Raw genomic sequence first — 19,812 nt, forward strand, 5'->3', positions numbered from 1 at the left:
TTGTTTATCGATCTTCTTCGGAAAAAATCCTCTCTAAAATTAAACTTTCCGTAAAATTTTTATTGTGTTAACCTAAACTACGGGATAATTTCCGACATTTGCGCCATTAGAACTTTTAGTTATAGGCTATAACCAAATATCTCATATGAACTACAACATCAATAATCTGCCCGAACGTACAGTTAAACCCCGTGATAAAGGTATTACCATGGTTATGGACAAGGGATTAAGTTTAAGGCAGGTTGAAGATTTTTTAGAGGTAGGTGGCCCATATACGGATATTGTTAAATTAGGCTGGGCAACTTCATATGTTACCCCCAACCTTACCGAAAAAATAAAGTTGTACCAGGAAGCGGGCATTCCGGTATATTTTGGCGGAACTTTGTTTGAAGCTTTTATTGTGCGCAACCAATTTGATGACTATTGTCGTATACTGGATAAATACAAACTGGAGCACTGCGAGGTATCTGACGGTTCAATTGAAATTGAGCATGATGTTAAATGTGAATACATCAGCAAACTGGCCAAACAGGTAACTGTAATATCTGAAGTTGGCTCTAAAGATGTACAAAAAATATTTGCGCCCTATAAATGGATCAAATTGATGAACGCCGAAATTGAGGCCGGTTCATGGAAGGTTATTGCCGAAGCCCGCGAAAGCGGTAATGTAGGTATATACCGTGATTCGGGCGAGGTAAGGCAGGGCCTGGTTGATGAGATCCTGACGCAGATACCGGAAGGAACCATTATTTGGGAAGCCCCGCAAAAGGCCCAGCAAGTTTGGTTCATTAAACTTATAGGCTCAAATGTAAGCCTGGGTAATATAGCCCCGGCAGATATTATCCCGCTTGAAACATTGCGGCTGGGTATTAGGAGTGATACATTTGATCACTTCATTAATTTGTAACTTTTTGACTGATCTTACTATAAAGTTAACGGAGCCCTCGGATTAATTTCTGAGGGCTTTTTTGTGTTATGGCGGGTTAACAAATTGGGTTCAATTTACTATCTTACCCTATGTAATGCCGAGGCTCATTTATTGAAACTTGAAAATAAATGCAATGACAACAAACGCCGAAACCACAAGTGAATCCCCGGTGCAGGTGTATTCAGATAATTCAATTGAAGTGGCCGCCCTGCTTACCCTTTCGGGCGGTTTTCTGGATGTGTTCACCTACATTGGTCATGGGCATGTTTTCGCCAATTCCATGACGGGTAATATTGTGTTTTTGGGAATGTATTCTGCAACCGGCAACTGGCAACAGGCCATGCGGCATATCCCTCCCATCGTAGCGTTTTTAATAGGAGTATTTATAGCATTCCGGATGCATTTGCCCTCGGTATTAAAATATCTGCCTAAGCCGGCATTAACCTGTTTGGGGTTGGAAATCATTGTGCTTTTGGGTGCCTCTTTTTTATCAGACTCCTTTCCAGATATATTGCTCGTACTGGCTATATCACTTGTGGCTGCCATGCAAAACTCAAGTTTTACTAAGCTTGAACTGTGGACATACAATTCGGTAATGACAACCGGCAACCTGCGCCGTTTTGCAGAAGCTTTTTTTAGGGGAACAATGCCTGCTCATGACCGGGTTGCACTCCGCGAGGCTCGTTTGTTTGGTTTCGTGTGCCTGTGCTTTTTGTCGGGAGCTATTTTAGCCGCGCTGGCTACACCTAAATTGCATGACTATGCTCTTTTAATACCTACCGGCACTTTATTTATTGCATTTGTTATTTGCTGGCGTCGACAGGAGGCAAGGTTTTTGTACTTTAAGCTAAAAGGAAAATTACCTCGTGCGCATCGGTAGTTTTTCATAACTTATTAAATTGTTGCTAATATTACGCCATGAAACAATACGGACTTATAGGCTATCCGCTTTCACATTCTTTTTCAAAGAAGTATTTTACCGAAAAATTTAAAAACGAAAATATTACCGATGCCGCTTATGAGCTGTATCCGCTTGAAAATGTAAAAGACCTGCAGGATCTGCTGGATAAGTATCCTAATATTAGTGGCCTTAATGTAACTATTCCGCATAAGGTAGCTGTATTGCCTTTTTTGGATTGGATTGAACACGATGCACGTAAAGCGGGCGCGGTAAACTGTATCTGCGTAATTGCCGAAAGTCCGCTGCAAGCTGCCTTTACCGGGGAGGTTGGTGTTGAAGGGCACGATTTCAGGCTGGAGGGCTATAACACTGATCTGTATGGTTTTGAAATGTCGATAAAGCCGCTGATTAAAGATAGTAATGACGAAGCCCTGGTACTGGGTGATGGCGGTGCTGCCCAGGCTGTAAAATGTGTATTAGAAAATTTGGGTATTGCCTTTAAAACAGTGACCCGCAAACCGCATCCCGGCTATATTTTATTTGATGACCTTAAGTCGCATCATATTAAACAACACAAGATCATTATCAATACAACACCGGTAGGTACAGCGCCTAAAATAGATGAATGTCCGCCAATTCCTTACGATGCCATTATGGATGAACATTTATTGTACGACCTGATATATAACCCGGAAGAAACTCTGTTTTTAAGAAAGGGCCGCGAACGTGGTGCTACAACCAAAAATGGTTACGAAATGCTGGTACTGCAAGCAGAGCGTTCATGGGAAATATGGAATATGAAAGATAACCGTTTATGAGATATACCGGTTTATTAATAGCGCTGTTCCTGTTTCTTTCAGCTTGCGGCGGCAACCATGATTATTCGCCCAAACCGCGTGGGTATTTCAGGATAACTTTCCCGAAAAAGGAATATCGGGAGTATAACACAGGCTGCCCTTATACGTTCAGCTACCCTAAGTATGCCATTATTGAGCCTGACAAAGCCAAAGGGGCAAAATCCTGCTGGGTAAATATGCAGTTTCCGCAGTTTAAGGCTACCCTGCACCTGAGCTATCAACCCGTAACTTCAAAAAAGGTGTTTAATGAACTGGTGGAAGATGCCCGCACATTTGCATTTAAGCACACGGTAAAAGCAACCTCCATTGATGAGGGCGTTATTGGCTATCCCGATCGTAAGGTTTATGGCATTTATTATACCATTGATGGCAACGCGGCATCATCAGCACAGTTTTTTCTGACTGATAGTACCAAAAATTATTTGCGTGGCGCTCTCTATTTTAACAGCGAACCCCGACTTGACTCTATACAGCCTGTCCTTAACTTCATTAAAAAGGATATGGAAGTAATGATCAAGAGTTTTAAGTGGAAGCAATAAATAAAGCAGGTATCTGAATCTGAATTAGTGCTTTTCTTAACTTAATAAAAAAATATTTTAATTTAAACCGAATTATTGAAATCCGCCCGTCAATTAATTTCGTTAGTATACCTAACCAATATACTAACGGGATGAAAGATTTGCTAAACTTTAAAATAAGAGCAATTGCAGCTAACATCAGAAATACCAGGGAAAGCTTGAATTATACCCAGGAATACCTGGCTGCAAAGTTGTCGATATCGCAAAATGCTTACAGCAAAATTGAATTAGGCTATACCAAAATAACAGTAGAAAGGCTTTTCCAGATAGCTGCCATATTAGAGACAGATGTGCATGAACTTATTGATACTGAAAAGGTAGTTGCTGCCTAATATTTAACCTGTTAAGCACAACAGGGCCTTTAACGATACTTATACCCCAATTTATCAAAGGCCTTCTGTTTTGCATTACCTCATTTTTTACCCCTGCTTTCTTCTTTATGCCATAAGCTTTAAACTTATCTTTGCGGCATATGGAAAACAACAGCCTTATAAATTCAACCGTGCAATTTGTACGTGACACCCTCCAAAATGCAGAGGGCGGACACGATTGGTGGCATATTCACCGGGTATGGACAAATGCCAAACTTATAGCGCAGACGGAAAATGCTGATATACTTGTAGTTGAGCTTGCTGCCCTATTGCATGATATTGCTGATAGTAAATTCCATAACGGCGATGAAGAAATTGGCCCTGCCACTGCCGGTAAATATTTACGCAGTATGAATGTTGATGAAGCCATTGTTGAGCATGTGCAGCAGATTATAAGACATATGTCGTTTAAGGCAAGTTTTGATAAGCAAGCTTTTCACTCATCTGAATTAGCTATCGTGCAGGATGCCGACCGCCTGGATGCTATTGGCGCCATAGGTATTGCCCGTGCGTTTACTTACGGCGGTTTTAAGGGCAGGGAGCTGTATAACCCGGAAATTAAGCCCAATTTAAATATGAGTAAAGAAGAATATAAAAACTCTTCGGCACCAACCATCAACCATTTTTACGAAAAGCTGTTATTGCTCAAAGATAAAATGAATACCCAAACCGGTAAAAAGCTGGCACAGCAAAGACACGATTTCATGCTGACTTATTTACAACAGTTCTATATGGAGTGCGGAAGCTGAGTTTTTAAATAAAGTTTAGTTTCTTTGCGCAAAAATTGAGGCTTATGAAAAAAACCTTATTGCTTGCTCTTGTCCTGCTGAATATCGCTTTTGTTTCCCATGCACAAGATACTTTAAAACAGCAACGTTTTAATTTACATTTCCAGCAAACCGTAATTACCCAGGCCAAACCTTCGTTTGGTGCCGATTATTCAGGGCTCAACAGTTTAAGCACTAAAGGCGAAACGCAAAGTTCATTAACTACTACCCTTTTTGGCGGGGCCCGTTTATGGAAGGGTGCCGAAGCTTATTTTAATCCTGAACTTTCCGGTGGTTCTGGTTTAAGTAAAACGCTGGGTGCTGCAGGTTTCCCCAACGGTGAAACGTTCAGGGTAGGTGCTGCTGAACCAAAAATTTACATTGCAAGATTGTATTTTACCCAAAACTTTGAGTGGGGTAAAGAAAAAGATACCCTTACCGATGATGCCAATCAACTGGCTGGGTTAAAAAGTAAACGCTATTTTTCTGTTACGGTGGGTAAATTCGGAATGGCCGATTTTTATGATGGCAATGAGTTTAGTCATGATCCGCGTACGCAGTTCATGAACTGGTCGTTGATGGATAATGGTGCCTGGGATTACCCTGCTAATACCCGGGGTTATGTGATAGGCTCGCATTTTGAATTGGGCCAGCCTACCTGGACACTGCGCTTCGCCTTTACCATGTCGACCACGACGGCCAATGGCGCCATATGGGATGCTAAGATCGGACATGCCAATACCCAAACCTTAGAGTACGAAAAACGCTATACCCTGAACGGTAATAAAGGGACTGTACGTGTATTAGGTTTCCGCAACAACGGTAAAATGGGCGACTATCGCCAGGCGCTCGCTGTAAATCCTACAAACCCTGTTGTGGATACCAACCTGGTTTATGGTAAGCATAAGTATGGCTTTGGTATTAGTGCAGATCAATACCTGAGTAAAGATTTTGGCGTATTTGCAAAAGTAAGCTACAACGATGGCCATACAGAAACCTGGTATTTTACCGAGATTGACCGCTCGCTGAGTTTTGGTGGTGTATTAAAAGGTACTTCATGGAAACGTACCGATGACGAACTTGGGCTTGCTTTTGTAGCTAACGGTTTATCGGCTCCGCATAAAGATTACCTTGCTGCCGGTGGTTACGGTTTTATAATTGGGGATGGTAAACTCAATTACAGCCATGAACTTATAGCAGAACTCTATTATAAGATTAACGCTTATCAAAAAAAGGTATGGATCACGCCCGATTACCAGTTTATCCTGAACCCGGCCTACAATAAAGATCGCGGCCCGGTGAATGTATTTTCACTGCGGGCGCATGTGGAGTTTTAACTAAGGAGTAACTTCGAAGTAAAGATTGTCATTTCGACGAGGAACGAGGAGAAATCTTGTACACTGTACTTATTTGCTTTTATCTTGAACAAGATTTCTCTTTCGCCCACACGCTTTTACCGCCTCATGCTCTATCGAAATGACATAGCATAATTTTTATTCTTCCAATAATCTTTTCACCCCCACACAGCCAACGCCCCAAAATAAATCAGCATACAGGCTGAACTTAAAAAGTTCATGCGCATAGCATTTTTAAAATTTGCATGCTCGGTTGACTGACCAACTTTGTAAAACCAGTAATTGAAAAACAGGAAGATTGGTAGGGCGCACAACAGGAAGAAGTAAAAATTAAGTATCATACCAGCGATATGCCAGTAATAGTATGACAGTCCGATGCCCGCGGCAAATAATACTCCCGAAAAAATGAATGAACCTTTATAGCCCAATAATAAACTTAGCGTGCGGTCGCCACGGCGGCTGTCTTCTGCATGTTGATAAACCTGGGTGAGCGGGTACGATGCACCAATTAAGCATGAACATATAGCACCCGCCACAATAAATCCGGTATCCCAATGGTCAAATAAGCTTGATCCACTTAGTGCCGTGTAGGTAGTATAATAAATAAAGGCACCCTGAAAGAAGAAAACCGTGAGGAAACTAATAATAGGATACTTTTTTAACCGGGTAGCGGGGTGGCTATACAGTTTTGACATAATGCCATACAATAACACAGCAAAAGCAAATTCCCAACTGATAAAAAAGCCCAGTAAAAAAGCTGCTGCCTCCAGCAATATCGAAAAATAATAAAGGCTGATATCAACTTCGGGCGGTTTGGCCAGGAGCGCTATACTATCCTCGTCGCGGTCAAAATAACTGTTGTAGCCGTTGCTTGCCGGGAAAGCCAGTACATGCCATATAAAAAATATCAATACAGCCTGCCATGCATGAGATACCTGCGCCTGACTAAACGCAAACAAATATACCGGAAGCAAAAAAATAGAAAAAACGAAACGAAGATGTGCCCATGCCGAGTGTGTTGGTATTAGCTGTTTGAATTTCATCCGGAAAACTTTATTTTAAGGCAATAAACAGTAGTAAACTTAATTAAATTTTTAAAGGCAACCCCTTATAGCTTAAAGTACGTACCTACATTAAATATAGTTGCTTTACTATTTTATATAAAAACGCATCAAAATTGCTACTGTTTAATATGTTATGTTTAATTGCAGCGTTTACTAAGCACACACTTGTATATCAATGAAGAAAATTTATGTTATCGCACTTTTAGCACTGTTAAGCAATACCGGTTTTGCGCAGGTTAAAACAGCCATCACCAAATCGGCTATCACTTTTACGATCAAAAATCTTGGACTTAATACCAGTGGTAATTTCAGTGGTTTACAGGCCGAAATACAATTTAAGCCAACAGATCTGGCGGGAAGTAATATCAATGCTACGGTTGATGCGGCTACCGTTAATACAGATAATACCATGCGCGATGACCACCTGAAAGGTGCCGATTATTTTAATGTAGCCACCTATCCCAAGATCACGCTTAAGTCGGTATCATTTAAACATACCAAAGGAGACAACTATTCAGGGAATTTCAACGTAACTATAAAAGATAAAACAAAGCTGGTTGAAGTGCCTTTTACTTATACTGAAACAGGGAACACTGCAAGTTTTAATGGCAGTTTTAAAATTAACCGTTCGGATTTTGGCATAGGTGGTAAAAATATGGTACTCTCAAATGAGGCTACCGTTATGGTAAATGCGGAAATCAGCAAGTAAATAGTACTTAATCATTTTAAATGAATAGTTGTATTAGCGCTATCGGGGTAGCCAACCCCGACAACCGTATTGCTCAAAATGATATTTACCATTTTATGGTGAATGCTTTTGGTTTGGATGCCAATAACGCGGCAAGACTTAAAAGTATTTATGATCATTCGGGGATTGATTATCGCTATTCGGTTATTCCTGATTTTGCGCATACTGATCCATCTCTATATACCTTTTTTGAGCAAACGGCCAATCTTGAACCTTTCCCAAGCACCAAAGAACGCTTAAAACTATACCAGACCGAAGCCATTGCCATAGCTGTTAAGGCTGTTGAAAATTGTTTAAGTGGTTATAAGGATGGTGTTCTGCAGCAAATAACGCATTTAGTTACGGTGAGCTGCACAGGTATGCATGCCCCCGGGATTGATATTGAACTTGTTGAAAAACTGCAGCTCAATCGCGATACTGAACGTACATGCATTAATTTTATGGGATGTTACGGTGCTATCAACGCGCTTAAAGTAGCCGATTACATTTGCCGTGCCGAGCCCAATGCCAAGGTATTGGTGGTAAGTATTGAATTATGTACCCTCCACTTTCAAAAAGCAAACACGCTTGATAATTGGGTGGCCAACTCACTGTTTAGCGATGGAGCAGCCGCTGTACTGGTTGAGCATACTGCTAATCGTTTAGGTAAGGGAACTTATCTATCACTAAAAAACTTTTATACCGAATTTGTAAGCGAGGCCCGCGATGATATGGGTTGGTATGTTGGCAATACCGGTTTTGAGATGATATTGACCTCAAGGGTATCTAAACAGATCAAAAAACACATCAAGCCTCTAATGGATCGCTTTTTACAAAAGGTTAAGCTTAATGCCGGGGATATAACATCCTATGCTGTTCACCCCGGCGGCCGTAAAATACTGGAAGCGGTTGAAACCGCTTTGGATCTGCCTGAGGAGAGTAACGTATTTGCTTATCAAACGCTGCAGGAGTACGGCAACATGTCATCCGCCACTATATTATTTGTTTTGCAGAAAATGCTGGCGGCGCAAAACCTCAATGGGCAAAAAATAATGAGTTTTGCTTTTGGTCCGGGTTTAACGGTTGAAGGCATGATCCTTGAAATGCACTAAGCCATGAATGATGTAATTGTAGTAGGCGGTGGTTTGGCAGGCTTGTTTAACGCCCTATTGCTTAACCGTGCAGGCCTTAAGGTTACAGTCATCGAAAAAAAAACGTACCCGATGCATCGTGTATGCGGCGAGTATATCTCTAATGAAGTTATCCCTTTTCTGCATACGCTGGGTATTGATCTGGATGAGCTGAATGTTGCCCGCATCAACAGGCTCGAAGTAACTGCTGTATCTGGTACCAAACTATCACAAAAGCTTGATCTGGGTGGTTTTGGCTTAAGCCGCTATACTTTTGATAATCTGCTGTACCAAAAAAGCCTGGCCGAGGGAGTGAATTTCATGACAAGCGTCCGGGTAGAGGATATCTGTTTTGTAAATAACCATTTTGAGGTAATAACACCGGGTAATGTACTGACAGCTCCCCTGGTGATCGGGGCATTTGGAAAGCGGTCTAACCTTGATCAAAAATTAAAGCGACCTTTTTTTTTAAAGCGAAGTCCATACCTGGCTGTTAAATTCCATATCCGTATGGATCTGCCTGATGATCTGATACAGCTGAATAATTATAAAGACGGTTATTGCGGCGTAAGCAAAACTGACGGCGACCGCTATTGCGTGTGCTATATGGCCCATCGGGATGATTTGCGCAAATATGGAACGCTGCAAGGGCTGGAAGAGAACGTGATCCGCAAAAACCCGTATCTGGATGACATTTTTCGCAATGCCGACTTTTTACTGGATAAACCCGAGGTAATTAACGAGATATCTTTTGAAAAGAAAGCTCCTGTTGATGATCATATATTGATGAGTGGTGATACCGCCGGCATGATAGCCCCGCTTTGTGGCAACGGCATGACCATGGCTATCCATTCGGCAAAAATATTATCTGAAAAGATCATGAAATATTATCGTCCCGGTAATTTTAGCACGAAAAACCGTGCGGCTCTCGAAGCTGATTATACCCAAAGTTGGAACAGCCAGTTTGCGCGTCGTTTATGGGTGGGGCGACAACTGCAGCGCTTATTCGGCAACAATAATTCAACCGCGCTTACTTTACATGTTTTAAACAACATGCCTGCGGTATCACGTTTTTTGATCAGTAAAACACATGGCAAACCTTTTGCCTGATGCCGACGTATTGATTACATGACAGACTTATCCGCGCGTGCCTTTGATGCCGAAATAATGGACGATTTTGATCTGCCTGCCAGTGAAGTTGCACCGGTTTTGGCAGGTTTAGGTAAAATGAACGCTTTATTTGGCGGGCATAATAACATTATTAAGGCATTAAAAAAGTTTCCCATACAAACAGGTTATTCGGTAAGTGACTGGGGCTGCGGCGGGGGCGATGCTCTGATAGCTGTTGCAAAATGGGCTGGTAAAAATGAACTTAATTTAAAGCTAACAGGTATCGATGCCGCCCGTTCTGCTGTTAATTTTGCTTTGGAAGCATCAGCGGGTTTTAGCAATATCAATTATTTGCAGGCCGATGTGATTGCCGATGCCTCTCTTATTCCTCAGTTTGACATTATCATCAGTAGCTTGTTCACGCACCATTTTGATGATCAGGATTGGGTACAGCTCATTAAAAATATGTATGCCTCGACACGTAAGGGTATCATCATTACTGATCTGCACCGGCACTGGGTTTTGTACTATGCTATTTGGATAATAACCCACGCTTTTACCCGCAGCAAAATGGCGCGTAATGATGGCCCGCTGTCTGTAAAACGCGCCTTTAAAAAAGCTGAATTGGTGGCTTTACTTAAAAATGCAGGAATTGATAACTATAATTTAACATGGCGCTGGCCATTCCGTTGGCAGTTAATCATTCGCAAATCGTAACTTTACGGATATGAATTTGCGTGTATTGGTTTTAATAACCGCTTTGGGCGTTGCTATAACGCTATCATCAGTTAATTTTTATTTTCAGCACAAGTGGTACGATGTAATGGTAACTTTTTTAGCTACACTGGTTACCAGCTATGTAGTTTTTTATTACCTGATTGAAAAATACATTTACTCGCGTATAAAACTTATATACAAGCTTATCCATAACCTGAAACTGGGCCGCGACCTGCGCGATGCCCTGGGCGAGCATGTGAGCGCCAACCCTATAAACGATGTGGAGCAGGAAGTAAAGGAATGGGCCAAGCAAAAGAAAATTGAAATCGACGAACTGCGTAAGCAGGAAAAATTCCGTCGCGATTTCTTGTCGAATATATCACACGAGTTTAAAACACCGCTTTTTGCTATCCAAGGATATATTGAGGCCCTTCAGGATGATGATTTTGACGACCGTGAAATGGCACGTCAATTCTTAGATAAGGCATCAAAAAATGTTGACAGGTTAAGTTATCTGATCAAAGATCTGGATGAAATATCTAAATTGGAATCAGGTGAAATTCCTATCAACTACAGCAAATTCAAGATCAACGATCTTATAAAAGAGGTTTTTGAATCATTGGAGATCAAAGGCAAGCAATATCATATTAAATTAATATTTAAACAAAAATATGATGAAGGCATCCTTGTGTATGCCGATCGTGAAAAAATAAGACAGGTTTTAGTTAACCTGATAGATAATTCTTTTAAATATGGTAAAGAAGAAGGCAGCACTGCGGTAAGCCTTTTTGTGCTGCATGATCAGGTATTGGTTGAGGTAACTGACGATGGTATTGGTATTGAAGAAAAGTTCCTTCCTCGTTTATTTGAGCGGTTTTATCGTACCGATACCAGCCGTTCAAGGCAAATTGGCGGCTCGGGCCTGGGACTGGCCATTGTTAAGCATATTATTGAGGCCCATCAGCAAACCATTAACGTGCGCAGTACCGAAGGACTGGGTTCTACATTTGGGTTCACATTGCAAATTGCTAAACAGACTATACATTTACCCAATATACCAGTGTTGAAAAGTTAACATTAACTTAACATTCCGACCGTACCTTTACTTTTAATTTAGAACAACTATGTCACTTAACAGCATATTCCAATATTTTGTACCCAAGGATAAAAAAATATTTTTTCCTTTATTTGAACAAGCGGCAAACAATGTAGTTATCATGGCTACCGTATTGGTTGAGGCTGTTAACTCCAACAATTCCGCTACGCAGGAAGAACTGTATAAGCAAATTGATAAATTAGAGAACAAAGGCGATGAACTTACCCACCAGATATACCTGGAGTTGGGTAAAAACTTCATTACTCCTTTTGATCGCGAAGATATACATGCCCTGGCAACTGCCATTGATGATGTGGCCGATTATATTCACGGAGCCGCAAACCGCATGAGCCTGTATAAAATTGATGATTTTAGCGAGCATATCCGCAAATTATCTGACCTGATCCTACAAGCCAGCATTGACCTTGAAAAAGCGGTTAAGGAATTAAAGGATCTTAGAAACGTACGTAACATTGCCGATTCGTGCATCAGGATAAATAGTGTGGAAAACCAGGCAGATTACGTATTTGACCGCGCCGTGGCTGATTTATTCCTTTACGAAAAAGATGCTATCCGCCTTATTAAATATAAAGAGATACTTGCTGCCCTGGAAACCGCAACCGATATGTGCGAAGATGCAGCCAATGTGATGGAATCAATTTTAGTTAAAAACGCGTAAGCATACTTAATCACCCCCATAGATGGTTACCTCCCTACTCGTAGTTGTTGTTGTTCTTGCCCTTTTGTTTGACTATACCAATGGTTTTCATGATGCTGCCAACTCAATTGCCACTATAGTATCAACTAAGGTACTAACCCCTTTTCAGGCAGTTTTAATGGCTGCCATATTTAATTTTATCGCCTACTTTTTTATTAAAGATCATAAGGTAGCCAATACCGTATCAAAAATTGTATTGGAGCACTTTGTTACCATACATGTAATACTGGCCGGCTTAATAGCTGCAATTTCCTGGAACCTGATCACCTGGTGGTTTGGTATCCCCTCAAGCTCATCGCATACACTGATAGGCGGTTTTGCGGGAGCAGGTATGGCAAATGCGCTTTACATGCACGTAAACCCGTTAAAAGCCATTGAAATGGACTATGTGCTTACCATTATAGCCTACATTGTGCTGGCGCCTTTTATTGGTTTGGCCATAGCCTATATTGTAACTATCCTTATACTACATATATGTAAAAGGGCAAGGCCGGCTGTTGCCGAGCGTTGGTTTAAAAGATTACAGCTGGTTTCGGCAGCTGCCCTAAGTTATGCTCACGGTGGTAACGATGCCCAAAAGGTAATGGGTATATTGTACGTAACGCTGGTTACATCAAACGTAATCAAGAGCGGAGCCCCAATGCCCGAGTGGATCCCGCTGGCCTGTTATTCGGCCATTGCAGCAGGTACCATGTCTGGTGGCTGGAAGATCGTTAAAACCATGGGTTCAAAAATTACCAAGGTAACCCCATTAGAGGGTGTGAGCGCGGAAAGCGCCGGTGCTATAACCCTGTTTATCACAGAGCGTTTTGGTATACCGGTTTCAACCACGCATACTATTACCGGTTCAATCATTGGTGTGGGCTTAACCAAACGGGTTTCGGCAGTACGCTGGGGTGTAACTATTAACCTTGTTTGGGCCTGGATTATTACCATTCCAATCTCGGCTCTCATTGCTGCCGGTATATTTGCTTTGTTAAGAGTGATAGGATAGCCTTTTTCATCTCCTGCTTTTTTTACTAAATTTAACCACCTATGAAATCAAAAATTTTAGTAATAACAGGCTTGCTGGCGTTCATAACTTTTGCCAGTGTTGATACGCTTCATCAATCGGCCATGGCCGCTACACCTGTACAGATTATCCCAACCAACTTAGAGATAGGCAACGGGTTAAAACAGGCGCTTGAAATTGCCACAAATAAAAGCTCTGATCAGCTTTCGTCGGTGAATGGCTTTTTTGGTAACGCTGCTGTTAAAATACTTTTCCCTCCCGAGGCGCAAAAGGCCGAAAAAACCTTGCGCAGTTTAGGTATGGGTAAATTGTGCGATAACGTTATATTATCCCTTAATCGCGCGGCAGAGGATGCAGCCAAGCAGGCTAAGCCTATTTTTGTTGATGCCCTTAAGCAAATGACCCTGCAAGATGTAAGCAATATTTTGTTGGGTAAGCAAGATGCCGCAACTCAATATTTTAAACGTACTACTACCACCCAGTTAACTGCCAAATTTAAGCCGGTGATTCAAACCAGCCTAAACAAAGCTAATGCAACCAAATATTATACAGATGCTGCGTTAACTTATAATAAGGTGCCCTTTGTAAAAAAGCTTAACCCAGATATTAGTGATTATGCTACCCAAAAAGCTATTGATGGATTATTTATGGAGATTGCCAAAGAGGAATTGAATATCCGCTCAAACTTAGGCGCTCGCAGCACCCCGTTATTGCAAAAGGTATTTGCCTTTGCAGATAAAAAGAAATCCTGAGAAAACTGCTTTTGTTATCCTGAGGAACGAAGGATCTATAGTGAGTAGAAATTCTTCGTTCCTGAGAATGACAAAGTTTTGTTTAGTTTAAATTATACTTGAAACCTTAGTATTAATCTTTAACTGAACTATCCGCTATTGCTTCTGAAATTTCACCTTCACATTAACTGTTTCAGGTTTGCCATTGGTATTACCTACCCAGGCCGAGCCATTTTTTATGAGGTCTGTTGCTTTTTGATCGGCTGCGGGATTAAGATTCTTTTTAATTTTGAAATCGCTTACTGTACCATCAGAATTAACTACGAAAGTTACATTTACAGAGCCCTCGGTACCATCCGGTAAATTGGCGTTATCGTGCAAGTATTTCTTAAAGTCGTCCCAACCAATTTGCGGATGAGCACCGGTAGTTTTTTTAGTACCGTAGCCAACTGTTACCACTTCACTAAGTGCACCACCAATCTCTTTCAGTTCAATTTTTACGCTGTCCCCTCTTTTTGCGCTTATTTGTTTACGTTCATAGCCTATGGAGGCAATATCCAATGTTTCGTTATCACCAGATACAGGCAAAGCAAAATATCCTTTAGTATCGGTTACGGTTGATTTATTAGTGCCTTTAACCCTTATAGCGGCACCAATTACCGGCGCCCCATCGGTTTTTGAGGTTATGATACCGGCAATACGGCGCGGATCATATTGTGCTCCTGATTGACTTGCAGGTACTGCGGTAACTCCGTTCACTCTTCCCTGTAACATGGTTGTGGCAGGTTTTCCGGAAGCTTTGGTTTTATTATTAGCGGCGAGATAATCCAGGCTATCCTGTTTGCTTTTTGAGGTATAATTCATCACCACTACCTCGCTTAGCTGCTGTGTATTATCTTTTTTTTCTTCCTGAGCTTTAACAGGAGGTGCGGAATAACCTGCCGCAACATTAGTTTCCGGAGCAGAAGCAGGCATACTGGCATCAGCCGCTGAAATTTCCTGCTGATACACAGACTTTTTCTCTAATGGCTTAACGGCTGGTTTTACTACCGAGGTTTCTTTAGAGACTACTTCGTTCTGGGCAACTAAGGGTGCTTTAGCTTTAACGTCAGAAGTAGAAGTAGGTGATGTATCTTTAGGTAATTCAATTTTGGTGTTGTCGGCAGGTAAAGCATTAGCGGTTTGTTTTTGCTCAGCGGGAGGTGTTTTTTTAAGCCATAGCCCCCCGATAGCTAATATGATCACCACAGATGCTGCTATTGACCACACCTTCCAGGGAATGATGCGGCCTTTTTTTTGCTCAGTACGTTGATGCAGGCGCTCGGTCATGAGGTTTAAATTAACCTGCTGGTCTTTGCCATTGGCTTCATACCCTTCCAAAGCCTCCATCAAAAATGGGTCATCAAGAGCCTCTTGCTCCAGTTTATGCATAGCCGGGGCATTAAGTTCGCCATTCAGGTACTTCCTTATCTGCAATATGTCTGCTTGTTTATTCCTCACTGCTCTTCTCCAGGCAAATTTTTAAGTTTCGTTTGCCGTTTTGTATATAACTCTTTACTTCATTTAAACTGAACCCGGTAATATCGGCCACCTCTTTGTAACACTTTTCCTTTAAATAAAACAGATCAATGCTTTGTTTTTGGCCTCCGGTTAGCTTATCAATACAGTTTTCTAAAACTTTATAAGCTTCTTCGCGGTTGTTAGTATCAGGATGCAGTAAAGGAGTAAATTCCATAACTTCATCCAAAGCAACTACATCCATCTTTTTATCAGTCCTTAACTGCATCAAGCAATAATTGCGCCCAAGTACGTATAACCAGCTTCTGAAAACAGTGATATTATGCTGTTGTACTTTCATAACCAGTTCTTCAAATATGCCCATCACCGCGTCTTTGGCTAAATCTTCATCCTTGAGGTACTTTAAGCAAATACCGTAAACCAAAGGCATGTACCGCTCATAAAGCTGACCTAATATAGTTAGGTCGCCGTTGTTGCGGTATGCAGACAGCAATTCGTCGTCAGTTGATGAACTCAGTTTATTTGGTTTGATAAAATTGGTCATTAAAAAGCGCAAAATAAATTTTTTAAACCGTTTATGGAAATTAAGCAGCTATTACATCCTTATTAAAAAAAGATCAGGATATGAAACAGCTACTATTCATTTTAATACTTGCGGGGTTTACAGGATTTAAATCTGCAGGTAACCGTCACATTAGCGGAACGGTTTATGATAACAACAAATCTGCATTGCCGGGTGTGCACGTACTGATAACCGGCACGCAGACCGCCGCACTTACCGATGTAAAAGGGCATTACAACATTGATGTGCCTGAAGGTAAAGCCAGTTTAACCTTTAGTTTTATTGGCTTTGAAACACAAACAGTAAAAGTTGGAAAAAACAATACTATTGATGTTTACCTGCAGGCATCAAACCTGCAATTGAATGAAGTGGTAGCAGTGGGTTATGGTTCCGAAAAGAAAAAAGATTTAACAGGTGCAGTAACAAGTATTAACCCGGCACCAGTGGCAGGACTACAGGGAAAGCTTGCCGGAGTTAGCGTTGCATCGGCACCGGCTGCCAAAGTGATGATAAGAGGGACTAACAGCATCCGCCGCTACAGTGCCAATGATATGATGATGATGCCCCCACCTGCTGAAAATACAGAAAGCTATAAGGGTATTACCGAAAACGGATTTAAGACTACCGAAAGCGAACCGCTATCAACCTTTTCTGTTGATGTAGATGCGGCATCATACAGCAATGTGAGGCGTTTTATTAACAGTGGGCAATTACCTCCTGCAGATGCGGTGAGGATAGAAGAAATGATCAATTACTTTCATTATAACCTGGCAGGCCCTACAAGCAATGAGCCTGTAGCCATTAATACTGAACTTTCCGCAGCTCCATGGAACAGTAATCACCGCTTATTGCGTATCGGTTTAAAGGCCAAAACTATTGCTACAGATAAATTACCGGCTTCAAACCTGGTGTTTTTGATAGATGTTTCTGGATCAATGGATGAACCAACGAAATTGCCTCTGGTACAATCTTCATTAAAAATGCTGGTTAACCAGTTACGGCCGAAGGATAAGGTAGCCATTGTAGTATACGCCGGTGCAGCTGGTGTAGTATTACCTGCAACATCCGGCGATAAAAAGACCACAATTAATAATGCCATTGATAACCTGCAGGCCGGTGGCTCAACAGCAGGCGGAGCAGGAATTAAGCTGGCCTACAAAATTGCACAGGAAAACTTTATGAAAGGCGGCAATAACCGTGTTATGCTGGCTACCGACGGTGATTTTAACGTTGGGGCATCAAGTGATGATGATATGGAAAAGCTGATAGAGAAAGAACGGGAAAGCGGTATATCATTGTCTGTTTTAGGGTTTGGTATGGGTAATTATAAAGATAGCAAAATGGAAACCCTTGCCGATAAAGGCAACGGTAACTACGCCTACATCGATAACATTACAGAGGCTCGTAAAACACTGATCAGCGAGTTTGGCGGCACCTTGTTCACTATTGCAAAAGATGTAAAGCTACAAGTAGAATTTAACCCCGCCAAAGTACAGGCTTACCGGCTGGTGGGCTACGAGAACCGGGCATTAAATAAGGAGGATTTTAACAATGATAAAAAGGATGCCGGGGATATGGGATCGGGACATACGGTAACGGCGTTTTATGAAATAATACCTGCCGGAGTTAAAGATGATTATTCGGGAAGTGTAGATCCGCTTAAATATCAGAAACCGAAGCCCGTGCAGTATACCAATATATCTGATGAAATGCTGACCATTAAGTTTCGCTATAAACAACCAACCTCATCGGTAAGTAAAATGAGCCATGTGGAGGTGTATGATAAACCGCTTGCATTAAATTCAACCTCAACCGATTTCAGGTTTGCGGCTGCTGTTGCCGAGTTTGGTATGCTGTTGCGCGATTCGCAGTTTAAGCAACATGCTACTTATGATCAGGCTATTAAAATGGCCCGCGCCGCCAAAGGTGACGATGCTGAAGGTTACCGGGCCGAGTTTATTAAACTGGCCGAAAGCGCCAAATTATTAAACCCAAACAAGACGTTGGCATCTGAAGAGTAATGTCAATTTTAAAGGAGAATATAAGCGGCTGCATTATAATTATAGTGCAGTCGCTTATGCATTATCGGCGTTATCTTCTCTTTGTCAAAAAGTTTATTGAGAACGCGCCATCAATGCAGTGCTTATCATTTATATGTAAATTGCAGTAAATTTTAAAAATTGAAACTCTACATAAAAAACATGGTATGCAACCGCTGTAAAATGGCGATACAAACCGAACTTGATAAGGCCGGAATTGAACCGTTGAACATGGAACTGGGGGAGATCACCCTTAAAGAAGCACCCACCTCATTGCAGTTGGAAGGTTTAGCAAAAGAGCTGAAAAGTTTGGGTTTTGAAATGATTGATAACCAGAAAAGCCGCCTCATAGAGCAGATCAAAACACAGATTATTAAACTGGTTCATTATACTGATACAGCTTCTCCATTAAAGCTTTCAACCATATTAACCGATCAGCTTAATCATGATTACAGCTACCTGAGCAACCTGTTTTCGGCAGTTGAAGGTACTACCATCGAGAAATATTATATCGCGCAGAAAATTGAAAGGGTAAAGGAACTGCTTATATACAACGAACTCAGTTTGTCAGAAATAGCGTATCAGCTTGGGTACAGCAGCGTGGCCTACCTGTCGGCGCAATTTAAGCAGGTAACCGGGATGACACCATCCACATTTAAAAACCTGCAAAGCCATGGCCGCCGAAATCTCGACGACTTGTAAAGCGATCTTTCCATCGCAGGAAAAAATCTTATAACATCTATCAATAATTCCGTAATGCTTGGGGAAGGCGCTGAAGGTAAATTTGTGTCATTAATTTAATCAATCAGAGATCATGACACATACATATCAAATTGCCGGCCTTACCTGCAGTGGCTGTCAAAATAAGGTTCAAACCCTGCTTTCGCAGGTAAAAGGTATTCAAAACGTAGACATTTCACTGGCCGAAGGCACAGCGGATATTACTATGTCTCCGCATGTTCCCACATCGGTACTGCAGGATGCTTTAAAAGATTATCCAAAATATCAACTTAGCGAGGCAGCCCATAGTCACCATAATATGAGTATGGAAATGATCGGCGAGGAAAACTCATCCTGGCTGGCTACCTACAAACCCATATTGCTCATATTTGGTTATATTTCAGTAATAGCAGTAGTTGCAGGCTATAGCATGGGGCATTTTATGACCATGACCGCCATGCGTGTTTTTATGAGTGGGTTTTTCCTGGTATTTTCTTTCTTCAAATTGCTTAATCTGCAAGGCTTTGCCGATAGCTACTCTATGTATGACATTGTAGCCAAACGCTTCAGGGCATGGGGATATATTTATGCTTTTATTGAACTGGGTTTGGGTTTGGCCTTTGCGTTGGATATTGAACCGTTTGCCGTGAATGCTATCACATTTGTAGTCATGACCGTGAGCCTGATAGGTGTATTGCAAAGCGTTTTGAACAAAAGAAAGATACAATGTGCCTGCCTGGGGGCGGTATTTAACCTGCCTATGAGTACCGTTACCATAGTGGAGGATGCGCTAATGATTGTGATGAGCGGGGCAGTATTGTTAAGTGTATTTTAACAAAATTTAAAAATGACATACGCTTATGTATGTCATTTTTTTGGGATGTAGCCATCATTATACACTTTAAAAGCAT

At 41.5% G+C, this 19,812-nt stretch carries 21 protein-coding genes; 18 read left to right on the forward strand and 3 right to left on the reverse strand.

Annotation, left to right across the window (positions count from 1 at the left end):
* The first annotated feature begins 145 nt into the window (after positions 1-145).
* The 7 genes from QWZ01_RS23095 to QWZ01_RS23125 all read left to right on the forward strand — a co-directional run bounded on the left by QWZ01_RS23095 (position 146) and on the right by QWZ01_RS23125 (position 5,739).
* Entirely contained in the window at positions 146-907 is a 762-nt protein-coding gene (locus tag QWZ01_RS23095; RefSeq protein WP_290327560.1) for a phosphosulfolactate synthase, read from the forward strand.
* 154 nt (positions 908-1,061) lie between these two features.
* Entirely contained in the window at positions 1,062-1,808 is a 747-nt protein-coding gene (locus QWZ01_RS23100) for a YoaK family protein (protein WP_290327561.1), read from the forward strand.
* 38 nt (positions 1,809-1,846) lie between these two features.
* The gene (locus QWZ01_RS23105; protein ID WP_290327564.1) at positions 1,847-2,647 is read left to right on the forward strand and encodes a shikimate dehydrogenase family protein; all 801 of its coding nucleotides are present in this window, start codon (positions 1,847-1,849) and stop codon (positions 2,645-2,647) included.
* A complete protein-coding gene (gene gldD, locus QWZ01_RS23110; RefSeq protein ID WP_290327566.1) occupies positions 2,644-3,225 on the forward strand; it encodes a gliding motility lipoprotein GldD in 582 nt (193 codons plus the stop codon). The genes QWZ01_RS23105 and gldD overlap by 4 nt, the downstream gene beginning before the upstream one ends.
* Positions 3,226-3,356: 131 nt before the next feature.
* Complete coding sequence (locus QWZ01_RS23115; RefSeq protein WP_290327568.1) at positions 3,357-3,596, forward strand: helix-turn-helix domain-containing protein; 240 nt, start codon at positions 3,357-3,359, stop codon at positions 3,594-3,596.
* A 140-nt stretch (positions 3,597-3,736) separates the two neighbouring features.
* On the forward strand, positions 3,737-4,384 hold the full coding sequence (locus QWZ01_RS23120; RefSeq protein WP_290327570.1) for an HD domain-containing protein: 648 nt from the start codon (positions 3,737-3,739) through the stop codon (positions 4,382-4,384).
* 44 nt (positions 4,385-4,428) lie between these two features.
* Positions 4,429-5,739 carry a carbohydrate porin gene (locus QWZ01_RS23125; RefSeq protein WP_290327572.1) on the forward strand — a complete coding sequence of 437 codons (1,311 nt, stop codon included), beginning with the start codon at positions 4,429-4,431 and terminating at the stop codon, positions 5,737-5,739.
* 176 nt (positions 5,740-5,915) lie between these two features.
* On the opposite strand, the gene QWZ01_RS23130 is transcribed toward QWZ01_RS23125, so the two are convergent.
* Complete coding sequence (locus tag QWZ01_RS23130; protein WP_290327575.1) at positions 5,916-6,800, reverse strand: UbiA family prenyltransferase; 885 nt, start codon at positions 6,798-6,800, stop codon at positions 5,916-5,918.
* Positions 6,801-6,996: 196 nt separating this feature from the next.
* Between QWZ01_RS23130 and QWZ01_RS23135 the strand changes: the two genes are divergently transcribed.
* Genes QWZ01_RS23135 through QWZ01_RS23170 form a run of 8 tightly spaced genes read left to right on the forward strand, consistent with a single transcriptional unit; the run spans position 6,997 to position 14,083 of the window.
* Complete coding sequence (locus tag QWZ01_RS23135) at positions 6,997-7,530, forward strand: YceI family protein (protein ID WP_290327577.1); 534 nt, start codon at positions 6,997-6,999, stop codon at positions 7,528-7,530.
* Between the two features lie 20 nt (positions 7,531-7,550).
* Positions 7,551-8,660, forward strand: coding sequence for a type III polyketide synthase (locus QWZ01_RS23140; RefSeq protein ID WP_290327579.1), 1,110 nt, complete (start codon positions 7,551-7,553; stop codon positions 8,658-8,660).
* Between the two features lie 3 nt (positions 8,661-8,663).
* Positions 8,664-9,788 carry an NAD(P)/FAD-dependent oxidoreductase gene (locus QWZ01_RS23145; RefSeq protein ID WP_290327581.1) on the forward strand — a complete coding sequence of 375 codons (1,125 nt, stop codon included), beginning with the start codon at positions 8,664-8,666 and terminating at the stop codon, positions 9,786-9,788.
* An 18-nt stretch (positions 9,789-9,806) separates the two neighbouring features.
* Positions 9,807-10,505, forward strand: a complete 699-nt coding sequence (locus QWZ01_RS23150) for a methyltransferase domain-containing protein (RefSeq protein WP_290327584.1) — start codon at positions 9,807-9,809, stop codon at positions 10,503-10,505.
* Positions 10,506-10,515: 10 nt separating this feature from the next.
* Positions 10,516-11,580: a sensor histidine kinase gene (locus QWZ01_RS23155; protein WP_290327586.1), complete on the forward strand. Its 1,065-nt coding sequence runs from the start codon at positions 10,516-10,518 to the stop codon at positions 11,578-11,580.
* A 49-nt stretch (positions 11,581-11,629) separates the two neighbouring features.
* Positions 11,630-12,280 (forward strand): DUF47 domain-containing protein, encoded by a 651-nt coding sequence (locus QWZ01_RS23160; RefSeq protein WP_290327588.1) that lies wholly within the window; start codon positions 11,630-11,632, stop codon positions 12,278-12,280.
* Between the two features lie 22 nt (positions 12,281-12,302).
* Positions 12,303-13,313 (forward strand): inorganic phosphate transporter, encoded by a 1,011-nt coding sequence (locus QWZ01_RS23165; protein WP_290327589.1) that lies wholly within the window; start codon positions 12,303-12,305, stop codon positions 13,311-13,313.
* 41 nt (positions 13,314-13,354) lie between these two features.
* The gene (locus QWZ01_RS23170; protein ID WP_290327591.1) at positions 13,355-14,083 is read left to right on the forward strand and encodes a DUF4197 domain-containing protein; all 729 of its coding nucleotides are present in this window, start codon (positions 13,355-13,357) and stop codon (positions 14,081-14,083) included.
* Between the two features lie 135 nt (positions 14,084-14,218).
* Here QWZ01_RS23170 and QWZ01_RS23175 read toward each other — a convergent pair whose 3' ends face one another.
* Positions 14,219-15,538 carry an energy transducer TonB gene (locus QWZ01_RS23175; protein ID WP_290327593.1) on the reverse strand — a complete coding sequence of 440 codons (1,320 nt, stop codon included), beginning with the start codon at positions 15,536-15,538 and terminating at the stop codon, positions 14,219-14,221.
* Positions 15,539-15,551: 13 nt separating this feature from the next.
* Positions 15,552-16,124, reverse strand: coding sequence for an RNA polymerase sigma factor (locus QWZ01_RS23180; RefSeq protein ID WP_290327595.1), 573 nt, complete (start codon positions 16,122-16,124; stop codon positions 15,552-15,554).
* A gap of 80 nt (positions 16,125-16,204) precedes the next feature.
* On the opposite strand from QWZ01_RS23180, the gene QWZ01_RS23185 reads away from it, so the two are divergent.
* From QWZ01_RS23185 to QWZ01_RS23195, 3 genes are all read left to right on the forward strand, one after another.
* Complete coding sequence (locus tag QWZ01_RS23185; RefSeq protein WP_290327597.1) at positions 16,205-18,163, forward strand: vWA domain-containing protein; 1,959 nt, start codon at positions 16,205-16,207, stop codon at positions 18,161-18,163.
* Between the two features lie 201 nt (positions 18,164-18,364).
* Positions 18,365-18,883: a helix-turn-helix domain-containing protein gene (locus tag QWZ01_RS23190; protein WP_290327599.1), complete on the forward strand. Its 519-nt coding sequence runs from the start codon at positions 18,365-18,367 to the stop codon at positions 18,881-18,883.
* A 112-nt stretch (positions 18,884-18,995) separates the two neighbouring features.
* Complete coding sequence (locus tag QWZ01_RS23195; protein ID WP_290327601.1) at positions 18,996-19,736, forward strand: heavy-metal-associated domain-containing protein; 741 nt, start codon at positions 18,996-18,998, stop codon at positions 19,734-19,736.
* Positions 19,737-19,812 lie beyond the last annotated feature (76 nt).

The sequence above is a fragment of the Mucilaginibacter aquaedulcis genome (assembly GCF_030409325.1).
Classification (GTDB): domain Bacteria; phylum Bacteroidota; class Bacteroidia; order Sphingobacteriales; family Sphingobacteriaceae; genus Mucilaginibacter; species Mucilaginibacter aquaedulcis.